The 12798-nt window shown below is 26.3% G+C and carries 19 protein-coding genes; 1 reads left to right on the forward strand and 18 read right to left on the reverse strand.

Annotated features, from left to right (window positions below):
• Positions 1 to 71 precede the first annotated feature (71 nt).
• From X274_RS02020 to X274_RS11420, 6 genes are all read right to left on the reverse strand, one after another.
• Positions 72 to 332: a DUF2283 domain-containing protein gene (locus X274_RS02020; RefSeq protein ID WP_047265135.1), complete on the reverse strand. Its 261-nt coding sequence runs from the start codon at positions 330 to 332 to the stop codon at positions 72 to 74.
• A gap of 2 nt (positions 333 to 334) precedes the next feature.
• Complete coding sequence (locus X274_RS02025; RefSeq protein ID WP_047265136.1) at positions 335 to 781, reverse strand: hypothetical protein; 447 nt, start codon at positions 779 to 781, stop codon at positions 335 to 337.
• Between the two features lie 12 nt (positions 782 to 793).
• Positions 794 to 1306, reverse strand: coding sequence for a helix-turn-helix domain-containing protein (locus X274_RS11415; protein ID WP_052913129.1), 513 nt, complete (start codon positions 1304 to 1306; stop codon positions 794 to 796).
• Between the two features lie 12 nt (positions 1307 to 1318).
• The gene (locus X274_RS02035) at positions 1319 to 1756 is read right to left on the reverse strand and encodes a hypothetical protein (protein ID WP_047265137.1); all 438 of its coding nucleotides are present in this window, start codon (positions 1754 to 1756) and stop codon (positions 1319 to 1321) included.
• A gap of 284 nt (positions 1757 to 2040) precedes the next feature.
• Positions 2041 to 2187, reverse strand: a complete 147-nt coding sequence (locus X274_RS11905) for a hypothetical protein (RefSeq protein WP_156166112.1) — start codon at positions 2185 to 2187, stop codon at positions 2041 to 2043.
• Positions 2184 to 2546: a helix-turn-helix domain-containing protein gene (locus X274_RS11420; RefSeq protein ID WP_156166113.1), complete on the reverse strand. Its 363-nt coding sequence runs from the start codon at positions 2544 to 2546 to the stop codon at positions 2184 to 2186. Before X274_RS11420 ends, X274_RS11905 begins: the two co-directional genes overlap by 4 nt.
• A 266-nt stretch (positions 2547 to 2812) precedes the next feature.
• On the opposite strand from X274_RS11420, the gene X274_RS11910 reads away from it, so the two are divergent.
• Complete coding sequence (locus tag X274_RS11910) at positions 2813 to 2959, forward strand: hypothetical protein (RefSeq protein WP_156166114.1); 147 nt, start codon at positions 2813 to 2815, stop codon at positions 2957 to 2959.
• A gap of 109 nt (positions 2960 to 3068) precedes the next feature.
• Here X274_RS11910 and X274_RS02045 read toward each other — a convergent pair whose 3' ends face one another.
• The 12 genes from X274_RS02045 to X274_RS02100 all read right to left on the reverse strand — a co-directional run bounded on the left by X274_RS02045 (position 3069) and on the right by X274_RS02100 (position 12641).
• Positions 3069 to 4538, reverse strand: coding sequence for a recombinase family protein (locus tag X274_RS02045; RefSeq protein WP_047265138.1), 1470 nt, complete (start codon positions 4536 to 4538; stop codon positions 3069 to 3071).
• Positions 4535 to 4702 (reverse strand): hypothetical protein, encoded by a 168-nt coding sequence (locus tag X274_RS11915; protein ID WP_156166115.1) that lies wholly within the window; start codon positions 4700 to 4702, stop codon positions 4535 to 4537. The genes X274_RS02045 and X274_RS11915 overlap by 4 nt, the downstream gene beginning before the upstream one ends.
• Positions 4703 to 4867: 165 nt before the next feature.
• Entirely contained in the window at positions 4868 to 5353 is a 486-nt protein-coding gene (locus X274_RS02050) for a hypothetical protein (RefSeq protein WP_047265139.1), read from the reverse strand.
• Positions 5346 to 6377, reverse strand: coding sequence for a hypothetical protein (locus X274_RS02055; protein ID WP_047265140.1), 1032 nt, complete (start codon positions 6375 to 6377; stop codon positions 5346 to 5348). Before X274_RS02055 ends, X274_RS02050 begins: the two co-directional genes overlap by 8 nt.
• A gap of 48 nt (positions 6378 to 6425) precedes the next feature.
• Positions 6426 to 6848, reverse strand: coding sequence for a hypothetical protein (locus X274_RS02060; RefSeq protein ID WP_047265141.1), 423 nt, complete (start codon positions 6846 to 6848; stop codon positions 6426 to 6428).
• Between the two features lie 62 nt (positions 6849 to 6910).
• Positions 6911 to 7705: a hypothetical protein gene (locus X274_RS02065; protein WP_047265142.1), complete on the reverse strand. Its 795-nt coding sequence runs from the start codon at positions 7703 to 7705 to the stop codon at positions 6911 to 6913.
• A gap of 82 nt (positions 7706 to 7787) precedes the next feature.
• Positions 7788 to 9536, reverse strand: coding sequence for a DUF4041 domain-containing protein (locus X274_RS02070; RefSeq protein ID WP_052913131.1), 1749 nt, complete (start codon positions 9534 to 9536; stop codon positions 7788 to 7790).
• Positions 9537 to 9598: 62 nt separating this feature from the next.
• Entirely contained in the window at positions 9599 to 9964 is a 366-nt protein-coding gene (locus tag X274_RS02075) for a hypothetical protein (protein WP_047265143.1), read from the reverse strand.
• Positions 9965 to 10054: 90 nt separating this feature from the next.
• Positions 10055 to 10453 carry a type II toxin-antitoxin system PemK/MazF family toxin gene (locus X274_RS02080; RefSeq protein ID WP_047265144.1) on the reverse strand — a complete coding sequence of 133 codons (399 nt, stop codon included), beginning with the start codon at positions 10451 to 10453 and terminating at the stop codon, positions 10055 to 10057.
• Positions 10446 to 10796, reverse strand: a complete 351-nt coding sequence (locus X274_RS02085; RefSeq protein ID WP_047265145.1) for a hypothetical protein — start codon at positions 10794 to 10796, stop codon at positions 10446 to 10448. The genes X274_RS02080 and X274_RS02085 overlap by 8 nt, the downstream gene beginning before the upstream one ends.
• 4 nt (positions 10797 to 10800) lie before the next feature.
• A complete protein-coding gene (locus tag X274_RS02090) occupies positions 10801 to 11064 on the reverse strand; it encodes a DUF3467 domain-containing protein (protein ID WP_047265146.1) in 264 nt (87 codons plus the stop codon).
• A gap of 929 nt (positions 11065 to 11993) precedes the next feature.
• Complete coding sequence (locus X274_RS02100) at positions 11994 to 12641, reverse strand: helix-turn-helix domain-containing protein (protein ID WP_047265148.1); 648 nt, start codon at positions 12639 to 12641, stop codon at positions 11994 to 11996.
• Between the last annotated feature and the right edge of the window lie 157 nt (positions 12642 to 12798).

Below are 12798 nucleotides of genomic sequence, written 5' to 3' on the forward strand. Positions count from 1 at the left end.
CTATCCCCTCCTTAACATAAAATTAATATATCTAAGATATGTAAATAAAAAACGAGACCGCTAAGGTCTCGCTAACTAATATTGGTTGAAGAATATATTTTCTTTAGATCATCAAAAATATTTAAATTATAATTTTTTAATTTTCTTTCTAAATTTCCTTTTTCTAAAGTTTTTTTAAACGATAATATTTCAATTCCTACAATTTCATCAGTATCATCATCGAAAAAAAGTACGATGTTATCGTCAATCATATCACCATATTTACTTTTTGAATCTTTTAATTTTATATAAACAACATCACCTTTCGGACTATATCCGTATTTGTTTTTCATAATTATTCCTCCAAATTTTTTAAAGCTTTTTCCCTTTCTTCTTTTATAAAATCTGTTATATCCATTAAAGGTAAATAAATTGGTTGAGTAAATCCAAATTGTGAAGAGATCGATAATATTTTAGCCCGTGCAATTTGGAAAAGGTTTATAATTCCAGAATTAATAACTAGAACTCTAAATTCATATTCTTCCATTTCAGGATGACCCATAAATTCTCCTTCAATACGCATTTCAAGTTTTAATAAATGTTTTCTCCCTTTTTTAAAAATCAACTTAATATTTAAACCAAGAATACAATTATAAGGAGTATTAGCAATTTTTTCTTTAAATTTTTGAATAGCTTCAATTTTTAATTCTGGTTGAAAAGGTTCATTAATTAGAGTATCATCAAATTCAAATGAAAATTTTTTTATTCTATCTGAAATTAATTGAATATAAGACTCCTTCATTAGTTCCACCTCTTAGGCTGCTTTAAATGCATTTTCATTATTTTTTGATTTTCTGTTTGATTTTCTGTTAAAATTTTTAAATTCAACTTTTATTTTTTTATAAGAAAAGTTCATAATTTCCATTGAAATTAATGCATCTATTTTTTCTTGAATTGTTTTACCTTCGCTTTTTGCAATTTTTTCAAAAGTTTCTCTATAATTTTCTGGTATAGTATAAGTATATTTGCCATGTGGAGTTATTTTCATTTCTCCGCCTAATGCTTTAGTTATCTTTAATAAAAATTTTAATGATGGATTTGAACTTGCATTTTCTAATCTTGAAATAGCTGTTTGTTTTGTACCTATTTTTTCAGCAAGCTCTTTTTGAGAAACACCTTGTTCCATCCTCATTAAAGTTAATTTGCTTACTAAATCTATAATAATATTTTCTAATTCTTCTTCCAACGATTCTGATTTTAATTCAAATTTTTCAAGCTTTCCTTCTTTGATTTTCCTGATTATATCATTTTCCATATTTTTATTCATAAAAAAGCCTCCTTATTTTGAAGCGTCATCAACTAAACTTTTCAAATTATTGTACGCGGATTCAATTTTTTTAGCTTTTTTTTCTGTTTTAAATTCTGCTTCTAATATAATTACATTATTATTTAAATAAAATTTCTCGGGATAGAATGTAAGATAGACTCTAAAAACACCTGTACGACTTTGTGGAGGTATTCTTAGTTCGTAAAGAGAAAAATTATTATAATCGTCTATATGAGCTATTTTTTTATTTTTGTGTGTTTTAAATTTCTCTTCATCAATTAATTTTAAGATATATTTTCTTCCACCTTTGTTTATGTTTATTAGAAATAGTTTTAATTTTTTATAAGAGGATTTTGAGCCTTTATTTTTAAAATTTTCTTCAACTTCTTTTTTTATTCTATTCTTATCTTCATCATTATAAATAGGGAAATAATATAAATATTCGTTCATAAATATCTTTCTCCTACATCTGTATTATATAACATATATGTTATATTTAGCAACTTGATTGAAATAAATTATTATTAATTAAGAGTTAAAATCTTCGTTTTTCTCCGATATTCTTCTTTTTTTATATTATGTAACAACTTCCTATAACAAATGTGAAAATTCCAAAAAAGATATAATTTCTCACTCCCACTTCTCGTATTTTCCCACCACTTTACCAACGATGAGAATGTTATTCCAATTTCGCCTTGGTATTACTATTGACGGGTGATTTTCGTTTAAACTGATCAAAGTTGTTGCGTTTTCGGATTTATAATATTTACTACTCCCTCATCTCTGTTGATAATAATTACTCCGTTTTCAAGTATTGGTCGTTTTAAAACTACAGCTACATCTCTATCCTTTAAACGAGGCCCCATTGAATCTCCTTTCATGCCATTTGATATAACAATATAATCAATTCTTCGTACGCAATTTCCCCATGTTCACTGTTAGCAGCAACATAACCATAGACAGGGATTTGCTTTAAAGTAAGTTTGCTATCTTCGATGGGAGTTGTTTTGTTATTTATTCCTAAAAGGAAATCGACTGAGATGTCAAAGATTTTAGAAAGTTGTTTGATTACTTCTAAATTCGGTTTGCTTTTACCTAATTCCCGAGACGAAACGATTGAACGCCCAACGTTCAACATATTTACCAATTTTATTTGCTTCAAACCTTTTCTTTCTCGTAAATTTTTAATTCTCTGACTAAATTTTGAGTCCATAATAATCACCTTTATTTTTCTATTCAATTGATATTATATAACAAAATGTCAAGAATTACAACATTGACATAAAAACAAACTTTTAATAATAACGCAATTATTTTGTAATTGGCATAGCGATATTATTGTCGTGTAATACAAATTGTATTTGTCAAGTGGGCAGTGGACATGATTACAATTGAAAGATGGACCAAAAAAATAAAATGTTTAATTCATCAATGTTTTGAATAGTATTAAATTCTGTTTCAGAAATAATTGGAATAGTTGCTGATGAAGAAAGATTTGAAGATTCATTGAATTTCGATAATCCGAATGCTTACATATGTAGTGAATTGATAGCAAGAATTTATCACGATGTTGGAGTTGATATAAAACAAAATCTTGAATTTGTTAGTCCGGATGATATAGCTAAAAGTGAAGAAATGATAAAGATATTGTAAATAAAAAAGAACTGCTCTGGATCTGTCAGAGCAGTTCGTTCTATAAGTAAAAATACTTATATTGATTGGCAGCCCCACCCCGCATTAAATGGATTAGTAAAAACACGTATTATTCAAACTGTTTGAATTTTACTTCAATATACTTATCTTTATAAACGATAATCTGTTCAATTAATTGATTATAGATTTCTATTAATTTATCCTCATCATAATTTTCAAGAGCTTCTATTTTTTCTTTCCATTTTTTTCTCAAATTCTCAGGTGTTTCTTCAACAATATTAACATTAGACATTTTTATTTTATTTATTAGATCGTTCTTTTCTTTCATCAAAATTTCATTTTCTTTTTTTATTTCATCATTTATAATTCCAGATTTTATTGCCGTTGTTAAATTTATTAATTGTTCTTCAACTTCTTCCAACCTTTTTCTTAAAGCAGCAATTTTATCGTTTTCAACGTTGATTTTTAACTTTTTAATATAATTAATTGTTTCTGCAAAATCTTCCCAAAATTCTTCATCATTAAAATCTAATTTCAATAATTGATGTTTTACACGCAAAAAAACCTCTCTCTCTATTTTACTTTTAGATATACCAAGATATGTTCTTGTTTTTCCGTATTGCCAAGCAGAAGAAACATAACTTGGAGTTTTACCACCAGAACCAAGCATTCTATCTCCGAATTCTGTATATATTAATCCTTTTAATAAATATTTATTTTTTGTCAATGCAGAAGTTAATTTTCCATTCTTTTTATTTACTTCTTCAAAAATTTCTTTAGGGATAATAGGATCAACAAAGTTTTCTATTATTACAGCATCTTTCAATTCTGATGATCTTTTCCTACTTCTCTTATTACCTTTTCCATAAATGTATATACCAGCATATAATGGATTGTTGATCATATCTAAAATTGTTGAACCTCGCCATAATTTTCCACGTGCATTTTTTATACCTCGTTCATTTAAACGCTTAGCAATTTCAGAATAACCAATATTTTTTAATCTTAATTCAAAAATTTCTCTAACTATTTTTGCTTGTTCTTCGTTTATTTTTAATTTTCTTCTTTTTTTTCCTTCCTCGTCAATAATTTGATAACTATCGAAACCATAAGGAGGATTTCCACCCATCCAATATTTTTTTGATGCTATATCTTTCATTCGCATTTTAGTTCTTTGAGAAATCATTTCCCCTTCTAATGTATATGAAGCCAGAATAATCGTTCTTGTAAAACGTCCTTGAGGAGTACTTACATCAAAGGGTTCTAATGCAGCAATAACTAGTACATTATAGTTTTTTTCTAAATCTTGGATTATTATTTGCCCATCAATTCCAGCCCTTGAAAAACGATCATACTTTTCAACAAGGATCACATCATATTTCCCTTTATAAGCATTTTCTAAAAGAACATCTAATTGTTCTCTTTTCATTTTTTTACCAGAGTCTTTATCTGAAAAATAGTCAACTATTTTAAATCCATATTGTTTTGCAAAATTTTCTATTGTTTTGAATTGTCCTTCAATTGAAATTTTTGATTGATCCTTTGTCGAAACTCTCGCATAAGCAGCAGCTTTTTTCATGATTCTTCGCTTCCCTCCTTAGAAACCTTCTGTAATGAAAGTAAAAACTTATAATAATTATAAAGTTCTTCTTGAGTAAGTTTTCGTTCATCCCAGAAAATAAATCCAAAATCTTTTAATAAGTCTAAGTCTTCTTCAGTTACAAGTAATTTAATCACTATCATTCGCATCACCTCAGGAATATTTTACGGTTAACTTATCGAAGTGATACAAAATATAAACGTCATAGGATTAAACATTATAGATTAATAACAATATATATTATACGACGTTATCGTAATTTAACAAAATAAAAAAAACTCGGATGTAATCCGAGATATAAATAAATATTAATCCAAATCCTCATTTTTATCCTCTTTATACTCTATAATAATTTCAATCATAGTTCCTAAGGCTTTGGTTATTAGAATAATAAGATATACGACATTAACGGAAAATCCAAAAGAAACTTTATAATATATGGAGTTAATGTACTCAATACTATAAAATGCTGAATCGATCGAAGAAAAAATAAAAGACAATAGAGACAAATAAATACCTGTTGAAAAATAAAGTTTTAAAATATTTAAAGTTCGCTTCCCTTTTTTGAATTTTTTAACTTTTTCGAAAGCTGATGTATTAATTAAGCTAGCAAAAATTGTTTTTGCGGTTAAAACAAAACCTATCATCGTTATTGAAAACGTTATGAGTGTATTATTTAAATTTTTTATAGGTTTTTTAAAAATAAATGAAATAATCATTCCTATAGTAAACCATATCACAATCCACATAAAAAAATATTTTTCTTTATGATTATATTCTGATTTTTTATTCACTTTCCCACCCGCTTTCAACTTCCTTTTTTAATTGTGAATACATTTTATTTAATAAATCATAACTAACAAAATCATTTTTTTCAGGGTCTTCTCCTTCAATTACATCTGCAACAAATCTAACATTATTATTGTTTAAATTAAACAATTTACTTGAGTTATTTTCTTCAGGCGAAATTAATTCAATTTTATTTGATTCAATATATTCTGCGAAGTTGCTGAAAAAGTTATCTAAAACTGCTTGTTTTTCATTTAATATTTTTTCGTCTTTTAGTTGATTGCTATACTTTCTTTTCGGGTTTTTTGAAATTTTAATTTCGATAGAAAGATTATAATTATCAATATCTTCTAAATTTTTCAACTCGTCATCAAAACCACCAACACTTTTAAAAAAGTCTCCAATATTATCCAAACGACTAAGATTCACCTTAATATTAGTTTTTATGTTATGAGTCTTATAACCTTTTTTTAATATTAAATCTTTTAAATTTAAATTCTTTGAATATAAATTATCATTTATTTCAAAATTAGATAACTGATTTAAAACATTTTTTTTAAAATATTTAGAAGTTACATTATCATCTAAATCGTTTTCTGCAATAATTTTTTTTGATAATAAATTTATAGAATCCTTAAAATGTTGAAAATTAACACCGAGCGCACTTTTGTTACAAAAATAATTTTTATATCTCACAGTATAACTATAATATAATTGCCCCCGACCTTCCCCCAATTCTATTACTTCAAGTTCTTGTTCTTGAGTGTCAGCAATAACAGGTTTTGAATTATTAGATATATGACCATATACAAAAACATCATATCTTAAATTAGGGATATATTGAATATAATAATTATCTGGTAATATAATACCATTTAATATACTCTTTTGTATTTTTATTTTTTTTGTCAAAAGATATGATTTTAGGCATTTGAAAAAATGTTCTATATTAATTGATTGATTTTTATTTTCCTTCTTATCAAAGTAATATAAATCAATTGAATGGAAAAGCACTTTGTATTTTTTCATAAAATTCCTCCTTTTATTATATGAAATTAACATAAAATTTATCTTAATTTACCATTTCTTTTTTAAAACAATATTTTCATTTTTTGTTTCGAAATATTTATCAAGTATTTTTTCTATAAAATCTTCCATTAAATCTGCTATTTCATCTAATTTTTTTGCTGATATAAGTTTTTTAAGAAAGTCGTTTTCATATTGAGAAACAAAATTTAAATCATTTTCTTTCCTTTTTTTGCCAAGATATTCTATTAAATGATGAAAATATATTTCTACAGCATATCCTAACCCTATTTTTATTTTTTCAATATCCTTTGATAAAGGTGAATTGAATGTTCGTATATTGAAATTATAACTATCACATAAATTAGCTGGATCCCATTTTTTCTTTTGCCCAATTTTATAATTTTTTTTAATCCCAAAATAAAACGCATTCACTATAAATTCTTCATAATCATAAGCATCAAATTTCCCCATAACTCTCCTCCTTTTAACCTAAAAATTAACTTTGTTATAACATTTAAAAATATAAATATTTTTTATTTAGTTAATTTAAACAAACACCATTTTGTTCCGCATTTTTTTTCATAATAAAATATTGTATTTTTTTTATCATACAAATATATTTTTTTATCCTTACCATTTTTCTTTAGAATATTCTCAATATAATATGCAATTTTATCTACAACTTCCATATTTCTTTTATTTGGATAACTCACAATACAAATTTCAGAAGTGCTTAATATTAAACATAATAATAATGAGTGGTTCAATTCAAACACCTTTTTAAACCAATTATTTGAATCTAAATCTTTTAAATTTTTAGATATTGAAAATAATTCTATCCAATCAATAACCATATCTTTTATAGATTTATTAATATTTCTACTCCAAAAAGGAAATATCTCAACAAATATTTTGTTGTTATTGTATGTATTATTTTTAAAATTCGAAGCATTTATAAATATACTGGTAAAATAAGAACTAACTTTATAGTGTTTGTTGTTAAAATAATTAGAAAAAGCATTCAAATAGCTATTAAAATTATTTTTTAAGTCATTATATTCTTTTTCATAACCTTCATCATTTGACAAATAATTATTAATACCAATATACAAAATAGAGTTTGCTGTTGGGATATATAAAACGCCACTTTCTCTCTGGATTTTAAAAGACTTTATAAAAACTGGAGGGTTATTCAAATAGGGATTTATTCTTTTGTATTTAAATTTTCCGTTTTTTTTAAATTCTTTCCAGTCAACATTAATTTTGTTGATATTATTTTTCCATACTTCCCAAATTTCTTTTAAATCACTTAAATCAATTTCACACATTCACGTTTCCTCCCTTCATTCATTAAAAATTTTTTCAACTTGTGTTTCCACTTTTCAAAATAATTTCCCGAAACTCTCCAATTCAATTATTCTCATATTCCTCGATTTTAACAGGAACAAAATGACCAAATCTATCTTTTGTATATGTCCCTTTCTTTAAACCTTCTTCAATAGCTAATGTTTCCCTATATTCAGCAGCTTCAGCCTGGATTGTCCATTTTGCGTTTATTCCATTTTTTTCAAGAAATTCTTTTATTTCACTTATAGATACTTTGAAAAACTCTTTTCTTAAATTTACCTTATTCATTCTTTTTTCTTCAAAAAATCTATGTAATTTGTTTTCTAATTCAGGAGCATTTTCACTATAAATTAAAGCATGAACATCGAATGGGAATGGAACACTTGCGTCTCCTAATTCTCTGACTCTATCAAGAGGTTCTAATCTTCTCGTCATACCTATTTTGTAAACATTCTCACCAAAAGAACCCAAGTTAGATATTATATAAACATGTCCGGATTTTGTTTGTTGTGCCATTGATAAAGCTCGTTGATTTTTAGCTTCGGCCTCTTCTAACTTTTGTTTTAATTTTTCTAATTGTGCTTCATACTTTTTCTTTTGTTCTTCGGTTGCAATTTCTATTTCCGCCCGTACTTTCTCCATAGCTTCTTGTAACATTTTTTCCTCTTTTTCTGCTTGCTTTAATGCTCTTTCAATTTCTCTTCTTGCTTTTTCCTCTTCGCGCATTTGTTCTCTAATTTTTCGTTGTTCTTCCATATCTTTTAATTTTAATTCTTTAAGAAAAGTTCCGTATTTTAATTCGTCTAATCTTAATTGTAAATATTCTTTGGAAATTTTAGCGTTTTGAAAAGGAGTCCCCAATTTATTAACTAAATTATAAGCATCTATAATTTTTTGTCTTAAAATTCCATAATTATCATGTTTTATTTTCGCCATAATCGTTGAAACTTTTCCATTAAAGGCATCAATAACAAAATCTTTAGCATTGTTTGCTCTATAGTGATCCTTATAATCGCATTCAGCAGCAGTTCTGCTTTTAATCATTTTTTTCATTTCTTTTCTTATTTCTTTGATTTTTTGTGAAGCTTCTGTATATCCATATTCTTCTATTAATTCATCTAATACAGTGTAAGTTGGTATAATATATTCATTTCCGTATCCATTAATAGTATTTTTCAACGCTTTTTCAATATTTTTTAATTCATCTACCTTTTTTTCGATTTCTCTTATATATTTTGATTGATCATATGAATCGCCTAAAATTTCTTTCGATTTCTTTTCTGCTTCTGAAATGAGATATTGGGCTTTTTGTTGAGCGTTTATTATAATATTATCAGCCATCTTTTCAGCTTCAGATATCTTATTTCTATCGCCTTTCAAAAGTTTCTCTAGTTTTTGTTTTATTTCAATTTCATCTTCGAAATGAGTTGTAACGGTTTCTCCAAATTCTTTACCGGATAAATTTTCATAATCTTCTTTGAGTTCTTCTATTAGTTTTATTTTTTCATTTTTCTCTAAAAATAAATTTTTAGCTTGCACAGTATTTTTTTCTGCCGTTAGGACACATTTTTTTGCTTCCTGATAAATTCTATTTATATTATTTTCGAGTTCTCTTACTTTCTTTTTTATTTTATGAATCTTAGCTCCTTTACTAAAAAATGCCAATTTAATGCCTAAAATAAACATAATTATTATTACATATGGTAAAATATCGGTATCATTATATATGACACTAGGAGAAACACCAGAATAGTATAATAAAACTCCAACAATCGAAAGAAAAATCATAAATTTTCCAAACTTTACCCCCATACTTTTCCCCTCCTTAACATAAAATTAATATATCTAAGATATGTAAATAAAAAACGAGACCGCTAAGGCCTCGTTTGATTTTCATTTAATTTCAAAACTAAAGGTGAAATACTTTTATCTCTTATATAATTTGAAGAAAAATAAACTTTTTCGAAATCATGTTTAGGATGAAATTCGAAATTGCATTCTGGACATATAATCCCTTTCTTTAGTTCATCAGAATTATATGGACCTATTGTTGAATGGCAACGAGGGCAGATTAGTATATACCCTGTTTTTAGATTATATTCTTTTAATATAGTTCTCATATTTCTTGAGCTAATTTTTTTTGATATGAAATATAGTATTTCCTCATGAGAAATAAATCCTTGACTTTTAATTTTGTCTTTTATGGATTTTTTTAAGTTTGAAATATTGGTTAATGACATGATTGACCACCTCTTTATTTAAAGAATAAATATCTCCGAGTTATTATTTGTATTATCGCATGTATAAAAAAAGGTTATCGAAATAAAAAATCATGTATCAATATTATCAAGATACCATGTAAAATTAATTTCTTTTAACACATTTTCATAAACATCGAGCATATAAGAAGACGGAAGTTCTCCTATTTTATTCTTTAATTGCTTTTTTGGAAAAGTATATATTTGATACGGTTGAACAAAAGATAGTTTATGTAGATTAGCAGTTCCTTTAGACAATTTTATACCTGAATTAATATTACTTTGACTTGTTAACAACACTCCAATATATGTTGGCCTTTGTATGGTGTGATCTGAAATAATTAAAACTAATTTAGTTATAGGGGTTATCTTATATATTTTTTGAACTTTTTGTTTATATTTAGGATCATTCGGATAAATGAATTCGACACTCCAAATTTCACCAAATCTTGCTTTAGGTGAATTACTCATTATTATCACCTAAAGGAATATGGTAAAATTGCGCGCTTATTTTTTTAATTTCTTTCAATTCTTTTTCAGTATATTCAATAGGCTTTATTTCCTTAAATCTTTTTTTTAATGATTTAAGGTTTTTTCTTATTTTATTTTTAATAAGTGATGTTCCAAAATATTCAGCGTTATTACTTTTCATATATTTTATACTCCCTTTTGACATTGAAAGAGTGTTTGAATTGTATAAATTTGGAATATTTACTCTTTCTTGATTTTTTCTTACTTGAATTATACTATATTTTATGTAAGATTGCATAGATGGAATATTATTATATGATGTATTTGTCTCTAAAGTATGCATAAAATCACCTCTTATTTATTTCTCCGAAGTTTTTTTCATAAAATTCTATGTTCTTATTTAATAATTCGACCAACTCTTTTGCGATTTTAGGACTAAGTATAATTCCTTCAGAAAGTTTTATTTTTATATTTTCATTTGTACTATCAATAACCTTTCCGAATTTGATTGTGATATCATATGGACTTGTAGCAATATTAGCAAAGTTTGCGTAGTCCTCTCTATAATTATCGTCTATAATATATTCGATACTTTTATTTTTTTCTTCCATAATTCCCCCTCCTTAATCACTCACTCCCACTTCTCGTATTTCCCCACTACTTTATTTTTTTGAAGTAATACTACAATTCATATTCCGTTTCATGTTCCGTTGCATCCATGAACAGGTTCAACAACTGGCTCACGAACTGGCTCAATATCTGGTTCAACAACTGGTTCATTATCAGGCTCAATTTTTGAACCAGTTACATTTTTAGTGTACCAGAAACCGTCTCAGAAAGTGTCTCAGAAACCGTCTCAGTTACTGTCTCAATATGAGACACTTTCAGGTAGTGTCTGACCTAGTGTCTGACCTAGTGTTTCGGGTAGTGTTTCGGGTAGTGTCCCGGGTAGTGTTTCGGGTAGTGTCCCGGGTAGTGTCCGTATAGCGGACACTGGAATATAATATTTAGCTAAATCATTGCCGTTGTGATGCTGTTATAGACGCTGTTCTAAGTGGTGTGTCATTTATTAGAACGGCACTTCGCCGATATTTTTTTTTCTTGCAAAGAAAGAAAAGAAAAGAAACAAAAGAAAAGAAAGAAATATTATTATATATTTATATTATATATTATTATATTATATATTATATAAAATAAAAAAAATAAAAAAATATATATATAATATATGCTTTTTTTATTTCTTTTTTTTTCTTTTTTTTGGTTCTTTTTTTTCTTTTTTTTTCTTTCTTTTTTTGGACGTATGTTTTTTGATTTTTTTAGAAAAAATTTCGTATAAAAAATCTTTTTTCTTTAATGCTATTTTTTTTATAAAATTTTTCTGCCGAATAAAAAAATGAAAAAATGGGGTAGCACTATATAAAAAAAACGCAAAATTCAACGTCTATCTCTTCATATAAGAAGAGAAAATACGTTTTATGTAAATTATTATATAAAAATTTTTTTGATAGCCTTAAATCGCCTAATTTTAGTTTTTAACTTTTTACTCCCAGCTAATTTTTCCAACAACTTTACCAAAGATATGAATATCTTTCATTTGTTCTCCGGTAATTACAATTGGTTCATATTCTGGATTTAATGATATCAGTTGTATTTTATCGCCATAATTATAATATTTTTTTATAACAGCTTGATCAGAATTTATAGCGATAATTCCAATTTCTCCGTTTTCAAGGTATGGTTGTTTAACAACAAGAGCTAAATCTCCAGGTTTGAATTTTGGTAACATAGAATTTCCTCTAACCATTAAAGCAAAATCTACATTTCTTTTTTCAGGAATATATATAACATCAATAATATTTTCAATAGGATCAACACCAGAACCTGCAGATATCTCACCCAAAACAGGAATGCGTTTTAAATTATTATTAATATCTTCTATGGGTATTTTCTCTTTTTCATCTAAATCTTCTGTTGTTCTTAACCCCATTAACCAATCTAAAGAGACATCTAAAGCTTTTGCGATCTTTGCTAAGTTCAAAGCTCTAGGTTCTTGCCCGGTTTCAATACGAAAAATAGTTGAAACACTAGAGCCGATTTCTTGAGCTAATTGCTCAGCTGTTATATTTTTTTGTTGTCTTAATTCTTTTATTTTTTTTCCTATTACTGACCAATCTTTTTTTTCAGACACAAATCTCACCTCGAATTTATTATATCAAATATATATGCGAATACGCAATTGTAACACTATTTTTACATATTTTTAATTGACACCATAGCTAAAACGCGATATAATAACACTGAATAGCGAATGCGCTATACCGTATAAGAAACATAGCGAAAACAGG

The sequence above is a fragment of the Marinitoga sp. 1155 genome (assembly GCF_001021175.1).
In the GTDB taxonomy this organism is placed as follows: Bacteria; Thermotogota; Thermotogae; order Petrotogales; family Petrotogaceae; genus Marinitoga.

What these genes read in the sequence shown, in the direction of transcription:
- X274_RS11915 (WP_156166115.1), bottom strand. Translation starts at nt 4,702, where the DNA reads ATGATAGTGATTAAATTACTTGTAACTGAAGAAGACTTAGACTTATTA.
- X274_RS02090 (WP_047265146.1), bottom strand. Translation starts at nt 11,064, where the DNA reads ATGGAAGAAAAAAATAAAAGTATCGAATATATTATAGACGATAATTAT.
- X274_RS02035 (WP_047265137.1), bottom strand. Translation starts at nt 1,756, where the DNA reads ATGAACGAATATTTATATTATTTCCCTATTTATAATGATGAAGATAAG.
- X274_RS02045 (WP_047265138.1), bottom strand. Translation starts at nt 4,538, where the DNA reads ATGAAAAAAGCTGCTGCTTATGCGAGAGTTTCGACAAAGGATCAATCA.
- X274_RS02025 (WP_047265136.1), bottom strand. Translation starts at nt 781, where the DNA reads ATGAAGGAGTCTTATATTCAATTAATTTCAGATAGAATAAAAAAATTT.
- X274_RS02075 (WP_047265143.1), bottom strand. Translation starts at nt 9,964, where the DNA reads ATGTCATTAACCAATATTTCAAACTTAAAAAAATCCATAAAAGACAAA.
- X274_RS02070 (WP_052913131.1), bottom strand. Translation starts at nt 9,536, where the DNA reads ATGGGGGTAAAGTTTGGAAAATTTATGATTTTTCTTTCGATTGTTGGA.
- X274_RS11415 (WP_052913129.1), bottom strand. Translation starts at nt 1,306, where the DNA reads ATGAATAAAAATATGGAAAATGATATAATCAGGAAAATCAAAGAAGGA.
- X274_RS02080 (WP_047265144.1), bottom strand. Translation starts at nt 10,453, where the DNA reads ATGAGTAATTCACCTAAAGCAAGATTTGGTGAAATTTGGAGTGTCGAA.
- X274_RS02020 (WP_047265135.1), bottom strand. Translation starts at nt 332, where the DNA reads ATGAAAAACAAATACGGATATAGTCCGAAAGGTGATGTTGTTTATATA.
- X274_RS02055 (WP_047265140.1), bottom strand. Translation starts at nt 6,377, where the DNA reads ATGAAAAAATACAAAGTGCTTTTCCATTCAATTGATTTATATTACTTT.
- X274_RS02085 (WP_047265145.1), bottom strand. Translation starts at nt 10,796, where the DNA reads ATGCATACTTTAGAGACAAATACATCATATAATAATATTCCATCTATG.
- X274_RS02065 (WP_047265142.1), bottom strand. Translation starts at nt 7,705, where the DNA reads ATGTGTGAAATTGATTTAAGTGATTTAAAAGAAATTTGGGAAGTATGG.
- X274_RS02060 (WP_047265141.1), bottom strand. Translation starts at nt 6,848, where the DNA reads ATGGGGAAATTTGATGCTTATGATTATGAAGAATTTATAGTGAATGCG.
- X274_RS11905 (WP_156166112.1), bottom strand. Translation starts at nt 2,187, where the DNA reads ATGAAAGGAGATTCAATGGGGCCTCGTTTAAAGGATAGAGATGTAGCT.